18 protein-coding genes and 4 tRNA genes are annotated in these 19,641 nt (G+C 40.4%); all 22 read right to left on the bottom strand.

Features of this window, described 5'->3' with window-relative positions:
• Positions 1 to 183 precede the first annotated feature (183 nt).
• Positions 184 to 1,326 (bottom strand): HDOD domain-containing protein, encoded by a 1,143-nt coding sequence (locus tag G3R48_RS06845; RefSeq protein ID WP_212593250.1) that lies wholly within the window; start codon positions 1,324 to 1,326, stop codon positions 184 to 186.
• Positions 1,327 to 1,422: 96 nt separating this feature from the next.
• Positions 1,423 to 3,909 (bottom strand): S9 family peptidase, encoded by a 2,487-nt coding sequence (locus G3R48_RS06840; protein ID WP_153661637.1) that lies wholly within the window; start codon positions 3,907 to 3,909, stop codon positions 1,423 to 1,425.
• A gap of 125 nt (positions 3,910 to 4,034) precedes the next feature.
• On the bottom strand, positions 4,035 to 4,616 hold the full coding sequence (locus G3R48_RS06835; protein WP_153661639.1) for an anthranilate synthase component II: 582 nt from the start codon (positions 4,614 to 4,616) through the stop codon (positions 4,035 to 4,037).
• 73 nt (positions 4,617 to 4,689) lie between these two features.
• Positions 4,690 to 5,172, bottom strand: coding sequence for a ClpXP protease specificity-enhancing factor (locus G3R48_RS06830; RefSeq protein WP_153661641.1), 483 nt, complete (start codon positions 5,170 to 5,172; stop codon positions 4,690 to 4,692).
• Complete coding sequence (gene sspA / locus G3R48_RS06825; RefSeq protein WP_153661643.1) at positions 5,172 to 5,801, bottom strand: stringent starvation protein SspA; 630 nt, start codon at positions 5,799 to 5,801, stop codon at positions 5,172 to 5,174. The genes G3R48_RS06830 and sspA overlap by 1 nt, the downstream gene beginning before the upstream one ends.
• 97 nt (positions 5,802 to 5,898) lie before the next feature.
• A complete protein-coding gene (locus G3R48_RS06820; protein WP_153661645.1) occupies positions 5,899 to 6,597 on the bottom strand; it encodes a cytochrome c1 in 699 nt (232 codons plus the stop codon).
• Positions 6,597 to 7,811, bottom strand: coding sequence for a cytochrome b (locus tag G3R48_RS06815; RefSeq protein ID WP_153661647.1), 1,215 nt, complete (start codon positions 7,809 to 7,811; stop codon positions 6,597 to 6,599). The genes G3R48_RS06820 and G3R48_RS06815 overlap by 1 nt, the downstream gene beginning before the upstream one ends.
• Positions 7,811 to 8,401, bottom strand: a complete 591-nt coding sequence (petA, locus tag G3R48_RS06810) for a ubiquinol-cytochrome c reductase iron-sulfur subunit (RefSeq protein ID WP_153661649.1) — start codon at positions 8,399 to 8,401, stop codon at positions 7,811 to 7,813. Before petA ends, G3R48_RS06815 begins: the two co-directional genes overlap by 1 nt.
• A gap of 412 nt (positions 8,402 to 8,813) precedes the next feature.
• Positions 8,814 to 9,707: a protease modulator HflC gene (gene hflC, locus G3R48_RS06805; RefSeq protein WP_153661650.1), complete on the bottom strand. Its 894-nt coding sequence runs from the start codon at positions 9,705 to 9,707 to the stop codon at positions 8,814 to 8,816.
• A gap of 2 nt (positions 9,708 to 9,709) precedes the next feature.
• Positions 9,710 to 10,870 (bottom strand): FtsH protease activity modulator HflK, encoded by a 1,161-nt coding sequence (hflK, locus tag G3R48_RS06800; protein ID WP_153661652.1) that lies wholly within the window; start codon positions 10,868 to 10,870, stop codon positions 9,710 to 9,712.
• Between the two features lie 31 nt (positions 10,871 to 10,901).
• The gene (hflX, locus tag G3R48_RS06795; protein WP_153661655.1) at positions 10,902 to 12,209 is read right to left on the bottom strand and encodes a ribosome rescue GTPase HflX; all 1,308 of its coding nucleotides are present in this window, start codon (positions 12,207 to 12,209) and stop codon (positions 10,902 to 10,904) included.
• 20 nt (positions 12,210 to 12,229) lie between these two features.
• Positions 12,230 to 12,484: an RNA chaperone Hfq gene (hfq, locus tag G3R48_RS06790; RefSeq protein ID WP_153661656.1), complete on the bottom strand. Its 255-nt coding sequence runs from the start codon at positions 12,482 to 12,484 to the stop codon at positions 12,230 to 12,232.
• Between the two features lie 78 nt (positions 12,485 to 12,562).
• Positions 12,563 to 13,477: a tRNA (adenosine(37)-N6)-dimethylallyltransferase MiaA gene (gene miaA / locus G3R48_RS06785; protein ID WP_380714122.1), complete on the bottom strand. Its 915-nt coding sequence runs from the start codon at positions 13,475 to 13,477 to the stop codon at positions 12,563 to 12,565.
• Positions 13,473 to 15,494 carry a DNA mismatch repair endonuclease MutL gene (mutL, locus tag G3R48_RS06780; protein ID WP_153661657.1) on the bottom strand — a complete coding sequence of 674 codons (2,022 nt, stop codon included), beginning with the start codon at positions 15,492 to 15,494 and terminating at the stop codon, positions 13,473 to 13,475. Before mutL ends, miaA begins: the two co-directional genes overlap by 5 nt.
• 3 nt (positions 15,495 to 15,497) lie before the next feature.
• On the bottom strand, positions 15,498 to 16,823 hold the full coding sequence (locus G3R48_RS06775) for an N-acetylmuramoyl-L-alanine amidase (protein WP_153661659.1): 1,326 nt from the start codon (positions 16,821 to 16,823) through the stop codon (positions 15,498 to 15,500).
• A 5-nt stretch (positions 16,824 to 16,828) separates the two neighbouring features.
• On the bottom strand, positions 16,829 to 17,287 hold the full coding sequence (gene tsaE / locus G3R48_RS06770) for a tRNA (adenosine(37)-N6)-threonylcarbamoyltransferase complex ATPase subunit type 1 TsaE (protein ID WP_153661661.1): 459 nt from the start codon (positions 17,285 to 17,287) through the stop codon (positions 16,829 to 16,831).
• A gap of 204 nt (positions 17,288 to 17,491) precedes the next feature.
• Complete coding sequence (locus tag G3R48_RS06765; protein ID WP_153661664.1) at positions 17,492 to 17,947, bottom strand: hypothetical protein; 456 nt, start codon at positions 17,945 to 17,947, stop codon at positions 17,492 to 17,494.
• A gap of 435 nt (positions 17,948 to 18,382) precedes the next feature.
• Positions 18,383 to 18,458: transfer RNA gene (locus G3R48_RS06760), tRNA-Gly, on the bottom strand.
• A gap of 24 nt (positions 18,459 to 18,482) precedes the next feature.
• Positions 18,483 to 18,558: transfer RNA gene (locus tag G3R48_RS06755), tRNA-Gly, on the bottom strand.
• 24 nt (positions 18,559 to 18,582) lie between these two features.
• Positions 18,583 to 18,658, bottom strand: a tRNA-Gly gene (locus tag G3R48_RS06750).
• Positions 18,659 to 18,896: 238 nt separating this feature from the next.
• A tRNA-Gly gene (locus tag G3R48_RS06745) sits at positions 18,897 to 18,972 on the bottom strand.
• A gap of 118 nt (positions 18,973 to 19,090) precedes the next feature.
• A complete protein-coding gene (orn, locus tag G3R48_RS06740) occupies positions 19,091 to 19,636 on the bottom strand; it encodes an oligoribonuclease (RefSeq protein ID WP_153661666.1) in 546 nt (181 codons plus the stop codon).
• Between the last annotated feature and the right edge of the window lie 5 nt (positions 19,637 to 19,641).

Genomic DNA, 19,641 nt, shown 5'->3' with positions numbered 1-19,641 from the left:
TAAAAAATCGTTAATTAAATTGCATAAAGATTATAAAAAAATCGAATAGAAAGTGCTTATTGAAGGGATTTAGAGCATAAATAGTCACAAAAAAAGTTATTTCAGAATATATTGTGTAGCTATTCATCAAAAATGCATAATTACACAATATACCGGTACCGTGAGATGCTGGGTTTACGGTAGTTATATTAAATCGAGATTACGGTAGTTTTGCAGCTTTAAGTGAGCAAGTTCTTCTTCAGTGAATTGGTAATAATCAAACATCACTTTCATCTCATTAGGTTCGATTAAATTCAACTCAGAAAGCAAATAGACTTTGGCATAACAACTGGCTTTGGCTACGGTTGCCGCACTCACTGATAACTCATTAAAATGGTAATCTTGATCAAGCTCTTTTAAAACATGAGTTAACTGACTATTTTCAAAGTCCATAAGCGTCATTAATTGCCAATTTAATTGGTGCCCATACTCAAGAATCAGTTTTAATACATTAGATGCAGGAAATTCTGTTGCCATCACTGCATCATACACTTCTTTCTCACGGGCTTTAGATGCTTCTCTGAGCCAATCACCCCAGGTCTTGTCATATTGCATCATACTGGTATTTAAAATAACAGCGGTACCCATTTGGTACATGAGAGCTGAACTGTATATAAGGCTGCTATTTAAACCATGTAATTGAGATAAGGCTTTGGCAGCAATCGCCGTCACCATGCTATAACGCCATAATTTACGTGTTGTCCATAACACATTGGCATTCCCAGAGGGCAACCATTGTTTAAAGCAGTTGGACGGAATAAATATTTGTAGATTTTCTATGCCAATGTAATTGAGAGCTAATTTTAAGTCTTTCAATTTAACATCGGTTGACTGCGGGCGACGATGCTTTGACGAGGGACTGTTCATTAACGTCACTAAGTCACGAGATAACCAGCTGATATTCTCAATCAGCGGTTGCATTTGCTTAAAACTAGGCTCTTTTTTAACCAACTGTTCAATCAGTAGTATTTGTTTTTGATCAATACCACTTTGTTCTAACATCAATTTAGGTGATGCAAGGTCAAGTTCAATCGCATTATTGACAGTCCAAGTCAATTGATTTGACACTGCTTTAAAGGTCACCTGAGATAAAGCTTGTTGCTCTATGCGTAAACGGATTGCCTCACGTTCTATTTCTAACTTATTCGCATCGTTATCAACTTCAGCATGAAGTTCATTTGCAACAGCATTGAGTTTCTTTTTTCCGACAATGATTTGATGATAAAGCCGACGCTCTACCTCAATTATTTTTTCAGGCCTGACGCCACCTGCTAACGAAATTGCCACTCACTTGTTCCTAAATATCGTTTAAAAACTTCTTTCTTAACACAATATAGCACTAAGGCTTCCCAAAAGAAGCCTTAGTGATCATGGACTGAAAAGTTATTTCAGTTCTTGTTCGAATAAGTTATAAATTCTGCGGTATTCATCTAACCAACTGGAAGGTTGTTTGAAACCATGGGGTTCAACAGGGTAAATTGCAGTTTCAAACATCGGTTTTTCAAGCTCAATAAGACGCTGAACCATACGCACACTGTCTTGGAAAAACACATTATCGTCCAATACACCGCTCATAATCAATAATGGTTTTTCAAGACCTTGAGCATGTTCAATTGGCGAACTACGTTCATAAGCAATTGGGTCAATATCTGGAGTATTAAGAATATTGGCCGTATAAGGTGCATTGTAATGAGCCCAATCAGTAACAGGCCTTAATGCGGCGCCAGCTTGGAATAACTCTGGTTCAGTAAACAGTGCCATAAAGGTTAAAAATCCCCCATATGAACCACCATAAGTACCCACGCGTTTGGCATCAACATGTGCGTTTTTAGCCATCCACGCAACGCCATCTTTTAAGTCTTCAACTTCTGGGTGCCCCATATTACGATAGATAGCGGTGCGCCAATCACGCCCATACCCTTTAGAGCCACGATAATCCATGTCCAGAACAACATAACCTTGCTGGGTTAACAGGTTGTGGAACATAAACTCACGGAAATACACTGAGAAACCATAATGCGCATTTTGTAAGTAGCCTGCACCATGATTAAACACAACCGCGGGGTATTTTTCCGCTGATTTTGGATCGTAACCTTGTGGCAGATATACGCGTGCATGGATAGCCTCAGCGCCATGAGTTGATGGAACTGCAACCACTTGCGGGGCTTGCCAAGGGTAAGATGAAAATGCTTTGCTAGTGTAATGAGTTAATTGTTTCATTGAGCCACCAATAGGCTGAACGAATAACTCAGCAGGCTTAAGCAATGAAGAAGCTGATAATAGCAATTTAGTTTCATCAGGGCTCAATTGGTAATCTAACGTCCCCAACCAATCGGTCAGCTTTTCATTTTTACCCGTTTGAGTATTTACTCGGTATACGTTGTAACTACCTGGGTGGTCAACGTTAGCGCGGTAATAGATGTATTTACCATCTTTTGTTGGCGTGACATCATCGACAACATATTTACCTTGAGTTAGTTGGGTTACTTTGCCACCTTCTTGTTGCAGGTAAAGTTGTGAATAACCAGATTCTTCAGAAAGGTAATAGAAGTCTTTTGACTGTCCTAACCAACCAAATTGGTTGAAGGTATAGTTAACCCATGCCGTATCGTGCAAACGGTGCTTAGTCGTTAGCGTGCCTTTATCTAAATTAACTTGAGCAATCCAGCGATCTTTATTATCAACACCTTCAACCATCACTAATAAACTGTCGTCAGCGCCATGCCATTGCATCGCACTTTGACTCCAAGTCCAATCTTGCAACAAGCGCAGTTTACGTGGCTGCTTTTTACTGTTGTAGGTTTCACCTTTGGCCGCTGCATTTTCAGCTTTTACTTGCGCAAAAACATCTTCGTCGTAACCATCAAGTCCTTCAATCGTTATCTCTTTTTTATCATGGTTAACTAAATCAAGTAAGACAAAGCGTTGGCCCGGATAGTTATCCTCAGCGACACGTGCCCGTGCAGGAACAGCATCAATATATCCATCTTGAGCCAAATAGTTAGGCATAATATCTTTATCACTACGCCAGCTATAATTTTTATCAACTAACGCAACAAATACATAGCGACCATCAGCAGACAAGCTCATGTCAGCAACCGCTTCATTGTCGCCTAAGTACCACGTTTTAGAAGCGAAGCTTGGATCTTGTTCTGCAACAGATTTCTTATAATCTTGCTTGGCTTTTGCGTTATCGTGCTGCATTGACACGAAATTGATTAAGCGGTGTTGTTGCTTAGCAATATAGCCAGACGGCTCAACCACACCTTTTGGTGCATTTGCCATTTTGATATCCGCAATTTGCTCTACAAGGCCACTGTCTTGATGGATACGAAAAATACTATTTTTCATCCAATAAGCGATATCACCATTCGATAAATATTTAATCTCATTGATTGGTGTATTCAATTTGGTTATCTGCTTGATATCACCGCTGGCTAAAGTTTTTACAAACACGTTACCCTGATATAAATACGCTTTTTTAGTACCGTCCGTACTCAGTTGACCTTGCTTTTGATCCGCTAAATGCAGTTGGTTTAAGGCAATTTTTTTTGCTTCATCGTCACCTGAAATAGATAAATTATAAAAATCAGTGACCGGAGCTTGATGTGCTTGACGGGCAAAATAAATAGACTGATTATCATCAGCCCAATAAGCACCTTTAGCTAACACCCCCATCCAATCAGGATTCGCCATTATTTGATTTAAGGTAAGCTTTTGCTGTGCTTTAGGTGGTTGAGCTAATGGCACTTGAATCGACGGTGCGGTAATTTTAGCTGTAGTTGAAGATGTGTTATTTGTTGCAGCGCAGCCAGTCACTACGGCTAGTGATAATGCGCTTATCGCAAAATTACGCACAAGTCTTTTCATGAAATGTCCCTTTAGTAAGCCTATTATTATTTTAAACCAACTTTATAGCATAAGTTTGTTTAGGTTTCTGTCCCAAATCGAGTCTAAGTTGTAACAGAGTAAACACTGTTATTGATAAGTCGTACTTAAATGGCAGGTGTCATTTGTATGAAGTGTTTAAGTAACTCATGACCTTGCTCGGTTAAAATAGATTCAGGATGAAATTGAACGCTGAAAATAGGTAATGTTTTATGATGCATCGCCATGATTTCTTGGCCATGTGTTTCGTCATCAAACCATGCATCTAATACAAAGTCAGTAGGCAACGATTCTAACAATAACGAGTGGTATCTTGTCACTCTTAAAGGGTTATTCAATTCGCTAAATAAGCCTTTACCCGTATGGTTAATTAAGCTGGTTTTACCGTGCATGACTCGCTTTGCTCGTACCACATTCGCTCCGAACACTTGTCCAATAGCTTGGTGACCTAAACACACACCTAAGATTGGCAGCTTTCCAGCAAAATGGTTAATCACGGTAAGAGAGATACCTGCCTCATTAGGTGTACATGGCCCTGGGGAAATCACGATATGACTAGGCGCAAGCGCTTCAATTTCAGCAATTGAAATTTCGTCATTACGCTTAACCAATACGTGTTGATTTAATGTTTGAAAATACTGCACTAAATTAAAGGTAAACGAGTCATAATTATCAATCACCAGCAACATGTTCTTTCCAAAATATTAATTTTAGTCATAAAAAAACCAGCCAAAAGACTGGTTTTCAAAATTGCTTAAGCATTTATTTAACGAGCGTTAAATGACTTTTGCGCTTTGGTTTTTCATCCGTTGATTGTGTGCCTGCAGTTTCAGATAACTCTGATTTAGACACGTCTTTCATCGGTGACTTAATCGGCGCAGTTGATACAGAAGAAAGATGCTCACCTTCTGCTTCAACATCATAAGCATCGTCGGCATCAAATACTGTACCAGCACCGTTTTCACGAGCATAAATTGCCACAATAGACGCCAACGGCAAATAAACTTGTTGAGGCACACCACCAAAACGCGCGTTGAATTCAACCGCGTCGTTGGTCATTTGCAAATTGCCGACAGCACCTGAAGCGATATTCAATACAATTTGTCCGTCTTTAACAAACTGCTGAGGCACTTCAGTTCCTGGCACAAATGCATCCACGACAACATGTGGCGTCAAGTGGTTATCCATCAACCACTCATAATACGCACGCAACAAATATGGACGATTGGGTGTTATTGGCTTCATTACATGCCCATGCGCATTTCGCGCTCAACCTCTGTTAATGATGCTTTAAATGACTCACGTTCGAAAATACGGGTCATATATGCATTGATATCTTTAGAAGTACGAATATCTAAATTGATACCAAGCTCAGGCAAACGCCATAATAGCGGGCCTAAATAACAGTCTGCTAGGCCAAATTCTTCACTCATAAAGTAAGGCATTTCAGCAAAAACAGGCGCTAAAGCAACTAAGCTTTCTGTTAACTCTTTACGCGCTTCTTCAACACGATCACCACTACGAATACGATCAACAAGTACATACCAATCGGTATCAATGCGATGCATCATCAAGCGGCTTTGACCACGAGAAACTGGATATACTGGCATTAATGGAGGATGCGGGAAACGCTCATCCAAATATTCCATAATGATACGAGACTCATAAAGTACTAACTCACGATCAACTAAAGTTGGTACTGAGTTGTATGGATTTACTTCTAGTAAATCTTCAGGCATCTCACTTGGGTCAACTTGTAAAACATCAACAGTTACCCCCTTTTCAGCCAAGACGATACGTACTTGGTGGCTATATAAATCATCGGCACCAGAAAAAAGTGTCATGATAGAGCGTTTGTTGGCAGCAACAGCCATTGATACCCTCCAGAATCTAAGTAAAAAACAAAACAAACGAGGGGCAAAGCCCCCCGTTTATAGTATGCGGATAGTGTATTCTACCTGTTAAGTAAGGCTAGTGTACATCTTTCCAGTATTCTTTCTTCAAGAAATATGCAATTACGAAGAAAATAAACAAGAATCCAAGCACCCAAAAACCTAAGGCTTCACGCTCAAGCTTCACAGGATCAGCTGAGTAGACGAGGAACCCCGTAATATCTCTTACTGCTTGGTCATACTCTTGTTCATTCATCAGTCCACCGGTTGCGACTAATGAACCATCGTCTTGTTGCACTGCAAGTCCTTGTAAATCTTGCAGTACATGAGGCATACCGACTAGCGGAAATACAGTATTATTGACGCCAAATGGACGCGAAGAATCAGCATAAAAGCCTTTAAGGTATGAATAGACCCAGTCTTCACCGCGCACACGAGCCACTAATGTTAAGTCAGGTGGCATCGCACCGAACCATTTAGCCGCATTAGCATCAGGTATTGCACTTTCCATTAACGCACCAATTTTGGTATCAGCAGGCATGTACTTGCTGCGCATGTCTTCAACCGAAATACCAAGGTCTTCAGCCACACGACCATAGCGTTGATACTGCGTGCTATGACAACCTGCACAATATTGTTGAAATAGACCTAATCCACGCTCTAAAGAAGCATTATCTTTTAAATCGATATTGGCACTTTCTAAATTTACATTGCCTCCACCTGCTGCAATAGCAAGGGACGGTAACAATGTAACTAATGCAATTAATAACTTTTTCATTAGTGAGTCACCCTTGTTGGCACTGGTTTGGTTTTCTCATTTTTACTGTAAACCCACAGCGCAACGAAGAAAGCAAAATAAGTGAAAGTGAAAATACGTGCAGCAACTGTTAATTCAGGTGTTGCAGGAACCGCACCTAAATAACCTAATACAAGGAATGAAACAGTAAACTGCGCAATGTTAATCTTATGGATTAAACCACGATATCTGATTGACTTAACGCGACAACGGTCTAACCAAGGCAATACAAACAATACACCAATAGCTAAGCCCATTCCGACAACGCCTAAGAGCTTGTCAGGAATCGCACGTAAAATTGCATAGAACGGTGTGAAATACCAAACAGGCGCAATATGTTCTGGTGTTTTCATTGGGTTAGCAGCTTCAAAGTTTGGTTTTTCTAAGAAGTAACCACCACCTTCTGGCATAAAGAACAATACATAACAGAAGACAATCAAGAAACCGGCTACGCCCATAATATCTTTAACGGTGTAATAAGGATGGAATGGAATACCATCAACAGGCCAACCGTTTTCATCTTTATTTTGTTTAATTTCAACACCGTCTGGGTTGTTAGACCCCACTTCATGTAATGCAATTAAGTGAAGGAAAACCAACACGACTAGCACTAAAGGTAAAGCAATAACATGCAAAGCAAAGAAGCGGTTTAAGGTCGCGCCTGATACAACATAATCACCACGGATCCACAGTGTTAAATCATCCCCAATAATCGGAATTGCACCAAACAGTGAGATAATAACTTGCGCGCCCCAATACGACATTTGGCCCCATGGTAATAAATACCCCATGAAAGCTTCAGCCATTAAGACTAGGAAGATAAGCATCCCGAATAACCAAAGCAACTCTCTTGGTTTTTGATACGAACCGTAAATAAGCCCACGAAACATATGCAGGTATATCACCACGAAAAATGCCGAGGCTCCGGTCGAGTGCATGTAACGCAGCAACCAGCCATATTCAACATCACGCATTATATATTCAACAGATGCAAACGCGCCCTCTGCTGTTGGTACATAGTTCATCGTTAACCAAATACCGGTTAACAGTTGATTCACTAAAACAAGTAGTGCAAGTGAACCGAAAAAGTACCAAAAGTTAAAGTTTTTAGGCGTCGCATACTGACCAACATGACGATTATAAGTCGCCGTCATTGGGATACGAGCATCAATCCAATCGACAATATTCTTAACCATTACGCTTCTCCCTTATCGACACCGATAAGCACGGTATTATCATCAAGGTATTGATGCGGTGGGATGACTAAATTTAGTGGTGCAGGTACACCTTGGAATACTCTTCCTGCCATATCAAACTTAGAGCCATGACATGGACAAAAGAAACCAGCAGTAACCCCTTCAACCTGCTCACCAAATGAATCAGGTAAATAAGTTGGAGAGCAACCTAAATGAGTACAAATGCCAACGGCAATAAAGAACTCAGGTTTAATTGAACGAGCTGGATTTTTAGCATAATCAGGCTGTTGTTCTTCTTGTGACGCGGGGTCGCGTAATTGACCGTCTAATTTTTCTAGTTCGTTAAGAACGGTTTCAGTACGACGTACAACCCAAACCGGTTTTCCGCGCCATTCAACGCGAATTAATTGACCGGGTTCCACTTTATTAATATTTACTTCTACCGGTGCTCCTGCAGCTTTTGCTTTGGCGCTCGGATTCCATGACTTAATAAAAGGTACTGCAACTGCTGCAGCACCTGCTCCACCTACAACGGCGGTAGCGGCTGTCAAGAATCTGCGACGTCCGGTATCGACTGGCGCATTGCTCATCCACTTATCTCCCAAAGAGTGTTGGAATTTTTATATTTCGATGTTTTTAACAATTAGAACCTCTACTTGTTAAAATCATAGTTTGAGGCGGGGCTCATTATAACGAAAAATTAGAAGCAGATCATAGTAAAAACACACAACTAAGTTACGGATATCGCCTGTTTTTTATCATTTAGCTTACAATTCAACCACAACCATGGACGCACAAGCAATAAACACAACAAAACGATTAACATAAATAGTAGATATATATGGCTTTTATACTAATACACTCATCTCTAATGTAGATTGAGGTGTATTTATAAGTAAAACTGAATTTATTTCAAACAATCTCTTTTGGTAAACGGCTAAATACGGCAAAAAAAATCCAAAAAAAAGCCCGGTAACAACCGGGCTTTTTATGTCGATAACCTTATTTGGTTCCATCCATTGACTTCATATACTTAAAGAAGTCACTGTCTGGCTCAAGTACCATGATGTCACCGCTGCCTTTAAAGCTTTCTTTGTACGCTTCTAGACTACGAAGAAAACCATAAAACTCAGCATCTTTAGAAAATGCATCTGCATAAATCTTAGCTGATTTTGCATCACCTTCACCACGAACCGTCAGCGCTTTGCGTTTAGCTTCAGCAATTTGAACCGTTACGTTTGCATCAATTTTTGCACGAATAATCTCGGCCTGCTCTTTACCTTGAGCACGATGTTCACGAGCAACAGCTTGACGTTCTGCACGCATACGTTGATAAATACTAGTACTCACGTTTGCCGGTAAGTTAATTTGCTTTACTCGCACATCAACAACTTCAATACCTAAGTTTTCAGCACTTTCAGAGGCATTAGAGAGTGCATCTATCTGTAATTCATCACGTTTACCAGAAACAATTTCTTTAATTGTTCTGCGTCCAAATTCAGTTCGAAGGTCGTTATTGATTTTCGCTTGTAATAGCATTTCAGCATTAGCCTTAACACCACCATTTGTAGATAAATAATATTTCTCAAAGTCTTTAATACGCCATTTAACGTATGAATCGACCATCAAATCTTTCTTCTCTGAGGTAACAAAGCGGTCAGCTGCACCATCAAGGGTTTGAATACGTGCATCAAGGTAACGAGGTTTATCAATGACAGGCAACTTAAAGTGTAAACCTGGCGCGAAAACACGCGTAATTTCTTGACCATCAACCACATCTTTAGCAACTTTACCAAAGCGTGAAACAATGGCACGTTCACCTTCATGTACAACCATCAACGATGAATAACCAACGCCTAAGATAACAACTAAAACAATTAATCCAATTCTACCCATGATTATCCTCTCCCTTGACGAGCACGTTCTTCACGCGACACACGACCACTTTGTGGTTGTGTTGGATACGATTGCGTAGTGCTGTTAGAGTTTGAACTTGAATTAATGTGTTGTACTTCAGATGGTTGCTTAACTTCACCACCTTTAGATTTATCCATTAATTTATCAAGTGGCAAATACATCAAATTACCGTTGTTCTTAGTATCAATAAGGACTTTGTTGGTATCAGCCATCACACCTTGCATAGACTCAAGATACAAACGCTTACGTGTAACTTCAGGCGCCGCTGTGTATTCTGGTAGCAATTTCTCAAAACGAGCCACTTTACCTTGCGCTTCTAAAATCACGCGTTGTTCGTATGCTGCTGCTTGTTGCGACATACGCTCTACTTCACCACGTGCTTTAGGTGCAATCTCACGCGCATATGCTTCAGCTTCACGAATAAATCTTTGCTCATCTTCTTGAGCAGAGATAGCATCATCAAATGCATCCTTAACTTCTTCAGGCGGACGAGCTGGCAAGAAGTTAACATCACGGATTTCAAGACCTAATTTATAAGGGGCAAGAATACGTTCTAGTTCACTCCATGTGTCGCGGCGAATACCGTCACGACCTGTTGTTAAGATATCGTCCATGTTGTTATGGCCAATAACATAACGCAGCGCACTGTCTGTTGCTTCACGCAAACTGGCATTAGCATCAACGGCACTGAACAGGTATTCGTAAGCGTCAGCAACACTATATTGCACAACTAGTTCAACTTTAACGACGTTCTCATCAGAAGTCAGCATGCTGCCTGATGCTGGGAGCGAACGATACGTTTCAACATCGACGGGGTATACTTCATCAATGAATGTTGCTTTCCAATGCAGACCAGGGCCGACTTGATCAATATATTGACCAAAACGAAGGTGAACACCTTTTTCTGCTTCTTTAATGGTATATAAACCAGACAACGCCCATACGACAATTGCAATGACTGCAATGACACCAAGGGTCATCATGTTAAATGGTTGACCAGAAGACGATTTGCCTCCTTTACCACCAAAGCGTTTTGAAAAATTACGAAATACTTCGTCAAGATCCGGTGGTCCCTTATCGTTACCACTTTTATTTCCCCAAGGGTCTTTATCTCCCTTGTTACCGGGCTCATTCCAAGCCATCTAGCACTCCAAATCGGATGAAAAAATGAGTTTAACAGGTGACTTCTGTATTGACTGACTCAATGACAAAAGTCTCTAATTCGCCTTCGCTCTGCTTGATTAGACGACGCCAATCGCCATCCTCTACTCTCACAGTTATTATACAGTTCCCCAGATCGTCGTACTCTTTCTGCTGTATTGCATCTAGACGGTAAAACAGGCCAAGATAATGCCCCGCAGTTGCAGGGATTTTCAAACTTAACTCATGGATCTCTTTACCAATTAAATCGGTAATAGCTTGCAATAACAGTTCAAAGCCAGAACGTTGATGAGCAGATACCCAAACTCGTTCAGGTTGGCCTTGTTCGTTATAATCGACTCTAGGAGAAAAATCCTCTAACAAATCAATTTTGTTACATACAACAAGTTGGGTTATCTCCCCAGCGCCAATTTCATCGAGTACAGCTTGCACTTGATCAAAATTATCCGCCATATTGTCATCAGCACAGTCAACAATGTGCAACAGGATTTCAGCTTGTTGAGTTTCTTGCAAGGTTGCTTTAAACGCAGCAACTAAATCATGAGGTAAATGACGGATAAACCCAACGGTATCAGCAAGAATGACCTCGCCATCTGGCAATGATAACTTACGTAGTGTTGGATCTAGCGTCGCAAAAAGCTGATCAGCAGCATAAACTTCAGACGTGGTCAGTGCATTAAACAAAGTCGATTTCCCTGCGTTGGTATACCCAACGAGTGAAACCGTTGCTAATTCACTGCGTTTGCGAGAACGGCGACTTTGTTCACGCTGTTTATCAACTTTTTCAAGGCGTCGGTTAATGTTTTTAATGCGGCCACGCAATAATCGTCTATCTGTTTCAAGCTGGGTTTCCCCAGGGCCACGCATTCCGATACCACCTTTTTGGCGCTCAAGGTGAGTCCAGCCACGAATTAGGCGTGTTGACATGTGGCGCAATTGCGCTAGCTCCACTTGTAACTTACCTTCATGTGTCCGAGCTCGTTGAGCAAAAATATCGAGGATGAGTGTGGTTCTATCTAACACCCTACACTGGCAAACCGCTTCAAGATTACGCTCTTGAGCAGGGCTCAATGCATGATTAAAAATCACCACATTTGCTTCTGTTGCAGCGACCATTGCCGCCAACTCTTCAGTTTTACCTGAACCAATAAAAAACTTTCGGTCAGGAGAACGTCGACTACCAGTAACAACACCCACTGAGCGCGCACCAGCAGATTCAACTAACAACTGTAATTCAATTAAGTCTTCACGACGTTCTTCGTCTGAGAAGTCGATATGAACAAGAACGGCTGTCTCACCCGCTTCATAACGATCAAACAAAAAGCATTATCCTTTTAATATTATTCTGCACTACCTGCATCTTCACCAGTTGATTGGTGGCTAGATACATTGAATGGACGAGCGGGAACAACGGTTGAAATAGCATGTTTGTAAACCATTTGGCTTACGGTGTTTTTCAACAAAATGACAAACTGGTCAAATGACTCAACTTGCCCTTGTAACTTAATACCGTTCACTAAATAGATTGAAACCGGTACTCGTTCACGACGCAAAGCGTTCAAAAATGGGTCTTGTAAAGATTGCCCCTTAGCCATTTGTAATATCCTTCTTATAAAATTATCAATTTATGTTTTATTGTTTAGTTTTAGTATTATACAGCGCACACTAATATGCTAGTGCGTTTGTTGCATAAGTGTAATTAAATTGCTTTTAGCGCCACTTTCTAACCAGTGCAATTCTGGCCAGCTTCTTAACCATGTTAATTGACGTTTAGCCAATTGCCTAGTAGCAGCAGTGCCTTTATCGACCATAGTCTTATAGTCGAAGTCTCCGTCTAGGTACTGCCAACATTGTCTATACCCTACACATCTGATAGAGGGCATATCAATATGTAAGTCGCCGCGGGCTTTTAATTGCTCAACCTCGGCCACAAAGCCCTGCTCTAGCATGATGTCAAATCGTTTTGCGATTAACTCATGTAATACTTTTCGGTCTGTAGGTGCAATTGCAAACTGCACGACATCATACGGTAACGCTGGCGATTTGGTTTTAGACAGCTCGGTCAGTGTTTTACCTGTAATTCTATAGACTTCCAGCGCTCTTGAAAGCCTTTGTGGATCATTTGGATGAATTCTTTCACCCGCAACAGGATCTATCTCACATAGCTGTTGGTGTAAAACGTCCCACCCTAACTCTTCAGCTTGCGAGAGTATGTTATTTCTAATTGTTTCATCGGCACTGGGTAGTGGTGAAAGACCTTCAAGTAACGCCTTGAAATACATCATAGTCCCTCCCACCAACAATGGGGTTTTCCCTTTAGCGACAATGCGCTCAATTTCTTTTAACGCATCAGCTCTGAAGTCAGCGGCAGAATAACTTTCGCTTGGGTCTAGGATATTAATTAGAGCATGCGGTGCAAGCGCAAGCTCTTGTTTAGAAGGTTTGGCAGAGCCTATATCCATGCCTTTATATATTAATGCTGAATCAACAGAAATAATTTCACAGTTATGCTTGGTGGCCATCTCAATGGCCAACGCTGTTTTACCCGACGCGGTGGGACCCATTAAGAAAATCACTTTAGGTTTAATGTTGGTCGTCACAATTTTGCTCTTTTATCCATTGTTGCCAAGGTAGTGAGTTAGCTTGTTGCAAAATAAACGCTTGTGAAGCAGCATCAAGTAAACAATATTGCTGCCACATTATTTCCTCATCAGTCAATGATTGGCAGTTGTGTTCAACCAACCATTGCGCTAATGCACTATCAGTGGGCTCTTCTATCGTGATCCATTGAATAAAATCAGGAATAACAGAAGCTAACTGCGCATTACGAAGATATGGGGGCACTTTTTTAATTATCAACTGTTGATAGCGAATAGTCACTTCAATTCCAAGTTTACGCAGTAAATTATCCCTTTGACTGATAATAGCAGCCCAATCTGGATCAGCAGCGACCGATGTAGGCATTAATAAAGGCTGGCTAACAAGTCCGGTAGGCAATTTGGCCAAAATTTGTTGTTTCACGATAAACTGGTTTACTGATTTTATATCTAACAACAGCAATTGTGCTTGAAAAGTAATAACCCAGTACTGCCCATCTAACAATGGCGGTTTGGTAGGTATATCACCTTGTCCATCTGACTCGGCGACATAATCAGGTGTCGACAGTAAGTTGGCATAGCTTTGCACCGCTTGTGGAGTCACATTAGCAATAGTTTGACCAGGTTGACGGTTATTATGTGCACCATTTGTGTTATTAACCTCAGCTAAATTCGTCGTGTTCTTACCTGCAGAGTCACTGAAACCAGATTGGGGGATACACGTTTGTCCTGTTACAAAATGGCTCGTCTGTATTCCACCTTGCTTACTTGGGATATGCATACGACCGAACGGACTATGGCTGTTAAATGGCCCTAAAGTAGCGCGATCGATTGGTTTAATTTCGTCTGAGTTGGCTTTACTTACCGTTTCAGAATTTCCCTGTTCTAAAAGAGCTTGATGAGATGATAAACCCAATTTATCATCGTTAACTTGATCTGAATATGAAGACGCATTGACCTGGTATTGCTCTGCACTGACATCGATACCGTCATCAACGGCTAATACGCTAGGTTGCGTTATTTGCGCCAATACCGATTGCAATGCCTGTAATATATAGTCATGTATGTAACGTGCTTGATGAAATCTCACCTCATGCTTTGCAGGATGAACATTGACATCAACTTGGTGTGGGTCTAAATCCAATTTGAGCACAAAATTAGGTGTTAACTGATAACCAAATTCATTAAATGCTTGTTTAACCGCATGGTTAACTAACCTATCTCGAACTAAACGACCATTAACATAAAAATAGTGTGTGTCAGTTTGAACAGGGTCATTCGGTGATTGAATATAACCACTTAAGCTTAACCCGTCATGTTCACAAGCAACTGTTAACGCCTGCTCAGCAAAGCTTTTTCCACAAACTTGCGCGATACGTTGTTGTAGCTGTATTTCCGTGTTTGCTGCACGATATTTTCTAACCACCTTACCGTTATGACTGAGAACAAATTGAATTTCAGTACGTGCAAGCGCAATGCGTTTTAACCACTCATCAATGTGTGTAAACTCAGTTTTATCACTTTTAAGAAAACGTCTTCTAGCTGGGGTATTAAAAAAGATATCAGCCACTTCAATCGTTGAACCTTGAGGGTGCGCTGCTGGTACAATTTTTACCGCCATTTGCGAACCTTCAGCAAAAGCTTGCCATGCTTCTGATTGTTTCTCGGTGCGCGAAGTTAATGTTAAACGGGAAACCGAACTTACGCTGGCTAAAGCCTCACCTCTAAATCCAAAACTTAAAATGGCTTCAAGATCATCTAGAGAATGAACTTTAGAGGTTGCATGGCGTGAAAGCGCTAACGTCAGTTCTTCTTTGGCAATACCTGAGCCGTTATCTCTAATACGAATGAGTTTACTGCCACCTTTTTCAATATCGATTTCAATTTTGGTGGCACCAGCATCAAGACTGTTCTCAACTAACTCTTTCACCACAGATGCTGGGCGCTCAACAACCTCACCAGCGGCGATCTGATTAGCAAGTTGTGGAGGTAGTTGTTCAATTGCCATGAATTATGTCCTAGGAATAACCAGTTTTTGGTTAATTTTAAGCATATTAGACTTAAGGTTGTTGGCATTTTTAATGCTACTGACACTGACTTGATATCGTTTGGCTATCACCGACAATGACTCACCTCGTTTAACGGTATGCTTTATATTACTGTTTTTAGCCAGCAGAGTGCCTGAAGGTGGGTTCGACTCAAAATACCGTAAAACGCCATGATGTATTGCTTTAGCCACTTTTTCTTGGTGATTGCCATTTGACAATTCTCGTTCTTCTCTTGGGTTAGAAATAAAGCCAGTTTCAACCAACAAGGAAGGGATATCGGGAGATTTTAATACCGCAAAAGAAGCCGACTCAGGTTTCTTTTTATGTAAATGGGTAATTTGATCTAAGTCTTTTAAAATATCATCAGCAATTGAGTGGCTAATAGCCATTGAACTGTTCATCGACATATCAAGCAATGTCATAGCTAAATATTGTTCACTATTGGTATTTTGAATAATCTCACCCGCGCCGCCCAATAACTCAGAGTGTTTTTCACGCTTCTCTAACCAGCGACCAATCTCAGTATTGGCTCGTCGCATGGACAACACCCAAACCGATGCGCCGCGAGGCTGCGGAGATGTAAAAGCATCGGCGTGGATTGATATGAGTAAATCAGCTTTGTTAACCCGCGCTAATTCTGAGCGTTTATTCAAATTAACGAAATAATCACCCGTTCTCGTCATAACGGCTTGCATGCCATTAGTCTGATTAATTAATCGCTCAAGGCGTTTTGCTATCGCCAGAGTAATTTTTTTCTCATAAATACCTGATGGGCCAATGGAACCAGGATCTTCACCACCGTGACCAGCATCAATGGCAATAACGATATCACGTTCAGCATGATTAGCAGATTTTCGCACTGTTTTGGCTTTAGGTAACGCTGTAGCTGAATCATTTAAATCAACCACTAAGCGATTACCGTAAGGTGCGGTAGGGGCTAAGGTAAATAAGTTAGCTTTCACCGGTTTTACCAGGTCAAGTACGACACGTAAAGTTCCTTTTTGGGGAGGTTTACTGAATCTGACCTTTTTGATTAGCTTACTATTATTAGTGATATTACCTAAGTCAACTTTTGACCCAGCCCCTTTAATGTCCACAACCAAACGTTGAGGGCCGGTTAGGGTAAAATAGCTGTAGTCAGGTGAATTAGATAAATCAAAAACAACTCGGGTTGACTCTGGCGCAGCCCAAATGCGAACACTATCTAATTTATTTGCAGCAAATGCCTGCTTAGGATTAAGTAGCGCATATAAAGAGGCCAGTAGAAAAAATCTTCGATTCATTATCATTATTATTATTTTAATTTATTGACTAAAGTTTGCCCAATATCAGAGTGTGCTTCAATCGTTATCTGTCTTTGCTCATCCTGATAACGAATATTAATTTGTACATCTGCTGCTGGAATTAATCCATTACCATTTTCAGGCCATTCAACCAAACAAATGCTGTTATCGGTAAAATAATCACGGATCCCCATATATTCAAGTTCTTCAGGATCTGCAACCCGATATAAATCAAAATGAAAAATATCTACATTATTTATTTCGTAAGGTTCAACTAATGCATAAGTTGGACTTTTTACCGCGCCTATATGGCCTAAATGTTGAATAATTCCACGACTAAGCGTGGTTTTACCTGCACCTAAATCACCATTTAAATACACAACTAAAGGCGGTTTTATTGCTTGAGCAAATTGTTGACCTAAAGCAACTGTCGCATTTTCATCTTTTAGTGTGGCGTTAAATGCTGTCATAAGTACTACCAAAAAACATAAGTTACATTAAACCGATGAATATACCAGAAATCCCTAACTGACACCCACTGAAATAAGGTAAATTTTTAACAAAAAAGCCAGCATTTTCATGCTGGCTTCATAATAAAAGTGATCGGTTCATACTATTACATGTTATTCAAATACTGTGAGAAAGTGACGGTAGCACCATAAAACAGTGGGAAGTTAAATATCATCCATACGTAAACTGCTATGGACCAACCTTTGTTGCTGAGTTTTAGCAACTCTAACAAGATCTTGTAATGCACTTTTTATTTCATTAGTGGCGCAAGAGTTAGCTGTTTTTTCTAGCAAGGTAAGTAAGCGATGCTCTAAGCTAAGGTGTAACTCCAACACTTGGTCTTCAGTCATGCTAGCTGGCAAGATTGTTTGCTCACATCGTTTCAAAAAGTCTTCAAATACTACGTGTTTAAACCATGTATCGAGCATTCGCTTTGGTGCCCCATCAATATAATCAATCAAGGTATCGTGGACATGCTTTTCATGCTGCTGGAAATATTCTAGCATCAATTTAACCCTTGCAGAGTCAGCGTTTCGATGTAAACGCCCGTATAGTTTCCCCATACTTAAACGACAATCGGCAATATATTCGAGTAACTCACTAAGCTGTTGAATACGCATATTCCACTCCTGAACGGTAAAATGAGGAAACATTGATGTAATTATCAACCATATCAGTCGGTGTTTATTTGAGCACCTTCAAACTTTCACATTAACAATCACTAAATTAACGATAAAAATTAACTTTAATTACGTTGCCGATTCAACAACGAAGATTGGTTTCATTATCCCTAATGCAAATATGACAAAACGAACCGTGTAACCCCCTCACAAATAAATAGCAGAACAAATTTAAACGGCAAGTAGGCTAAAAAAGACAAATATCATAAAGAGTAAAGGACACCCAGAACAAACTAGATACCATTTAACATTAAAACAGTAGAAAATTGAAATACAGAAATACAGAAATACAGAAATACAGAAATACAGAAAATTATAATGATGACTGGATTGAATATGAACTAAAACAGGGAGATGGTGAAGAAAACAAGAAATTGGAGCGACATATCGGGTTCGAACCGATGACCTATACCTTGGCAAGGTATCGCTCTACCAACTGAGCTAATGTCGCCTTACAACATGTTAAGTTAAAATTTGGAGCGACATATCGGGTTCGAACCGATGACCTATACCTTGGCAAGGTATCGCTCTACCAACTGAGCTAATGTCGCCTTACAACATGTTAAGTTAAAATTTGGAGCGACATATCGGGTTCGAACCGATGACCTATACCTTGGCAAGGTATCGCTCTACCAACTGAGCTAATGTCGCCTCATTTGCGTCATAAACAACAATTAGGCAAGGTATCGATTATCAACCTTTTCCAACTGAGCTAATGTCGCCTCATTTGCGTCATAAACAACAATTAGGCAAGGTATCGATTATCAACCTTTTCCAACTGAGCTAATGTCGCCTCATTTGCGTCATAAATAACAATTAGGCAAGGTATCGATTATCAACCTTTTCCAACTGAGCTAATGTCGCTTTTTCAATTTTAACTTTGAGAATTTGGAGCGACATATCGGGTTCGAACCGATGACCTATACCTTGGCAAGGTATCGCTCTACCAACTGAGCTAATGTCGCCTTTAAAAATTCTCTCACTTTCGTTTGCAATGTTTGGCGCATCGCTGAAAGTTGAGGCCGAATTATATGTAATATTCAGCCCACTGCAACCTCTTTTTTCAAAAAATGGTTTGATTGGTTAAATTTTAAATACTTTCGCGCGATAAAACTGCAATTCAGCGATAGATTCTTGAATATCGTCTAATGCTTGATGAGTATTCTTCTTACTAAACTCACTCATTACTTGTGGTTGCCAACGATTAACCAGCTCTTTAATTGTACTGACATCAACATTTCGATAATGAAAATAATCTTCTAACTCCGGCATATACTTATTTAAAAAGCGACGATCTTGGCCAATACTATTGCCACACATTGGTGATTTACCTTTAGGAACATATTGCTCTAAAAAGGCAATCGTTTGTCTAATGGCTTCTTGCTCATCGACATCACTGGCTTTAACACGTTCAATTAATCCAGATTGACCATGATGTTTTTGGTTCCAATCATCCATACCCGCTAACAGCTCATCCGACTGATGAATGGCCAAAACGGGGCCTTGGGCAAGAATGTTGAGCTCTTGGTCGGTAACGATGGTTGCAATTTCAATGACACGGTCAACAGCAGGCTCTAAACCTGTCATTTCTAAATCAACCCAAATCAAGTTATTCGCATTCGCAGTCATTAATT

Source organism: Shewanella intestini, assembly GCF_018221465.1.
Lineage (GTDB): Bacteria > Pseudomonadota > Gammaproteobacteria > Enterobacterales > Shewanellaceae > Shewanella > Shewanella intestini.
The sequence above is the reverse complement of the archived record's forward strand: the minus strand, read 5'-3'. Positions and strand labels throughout refer to the sequence as shown.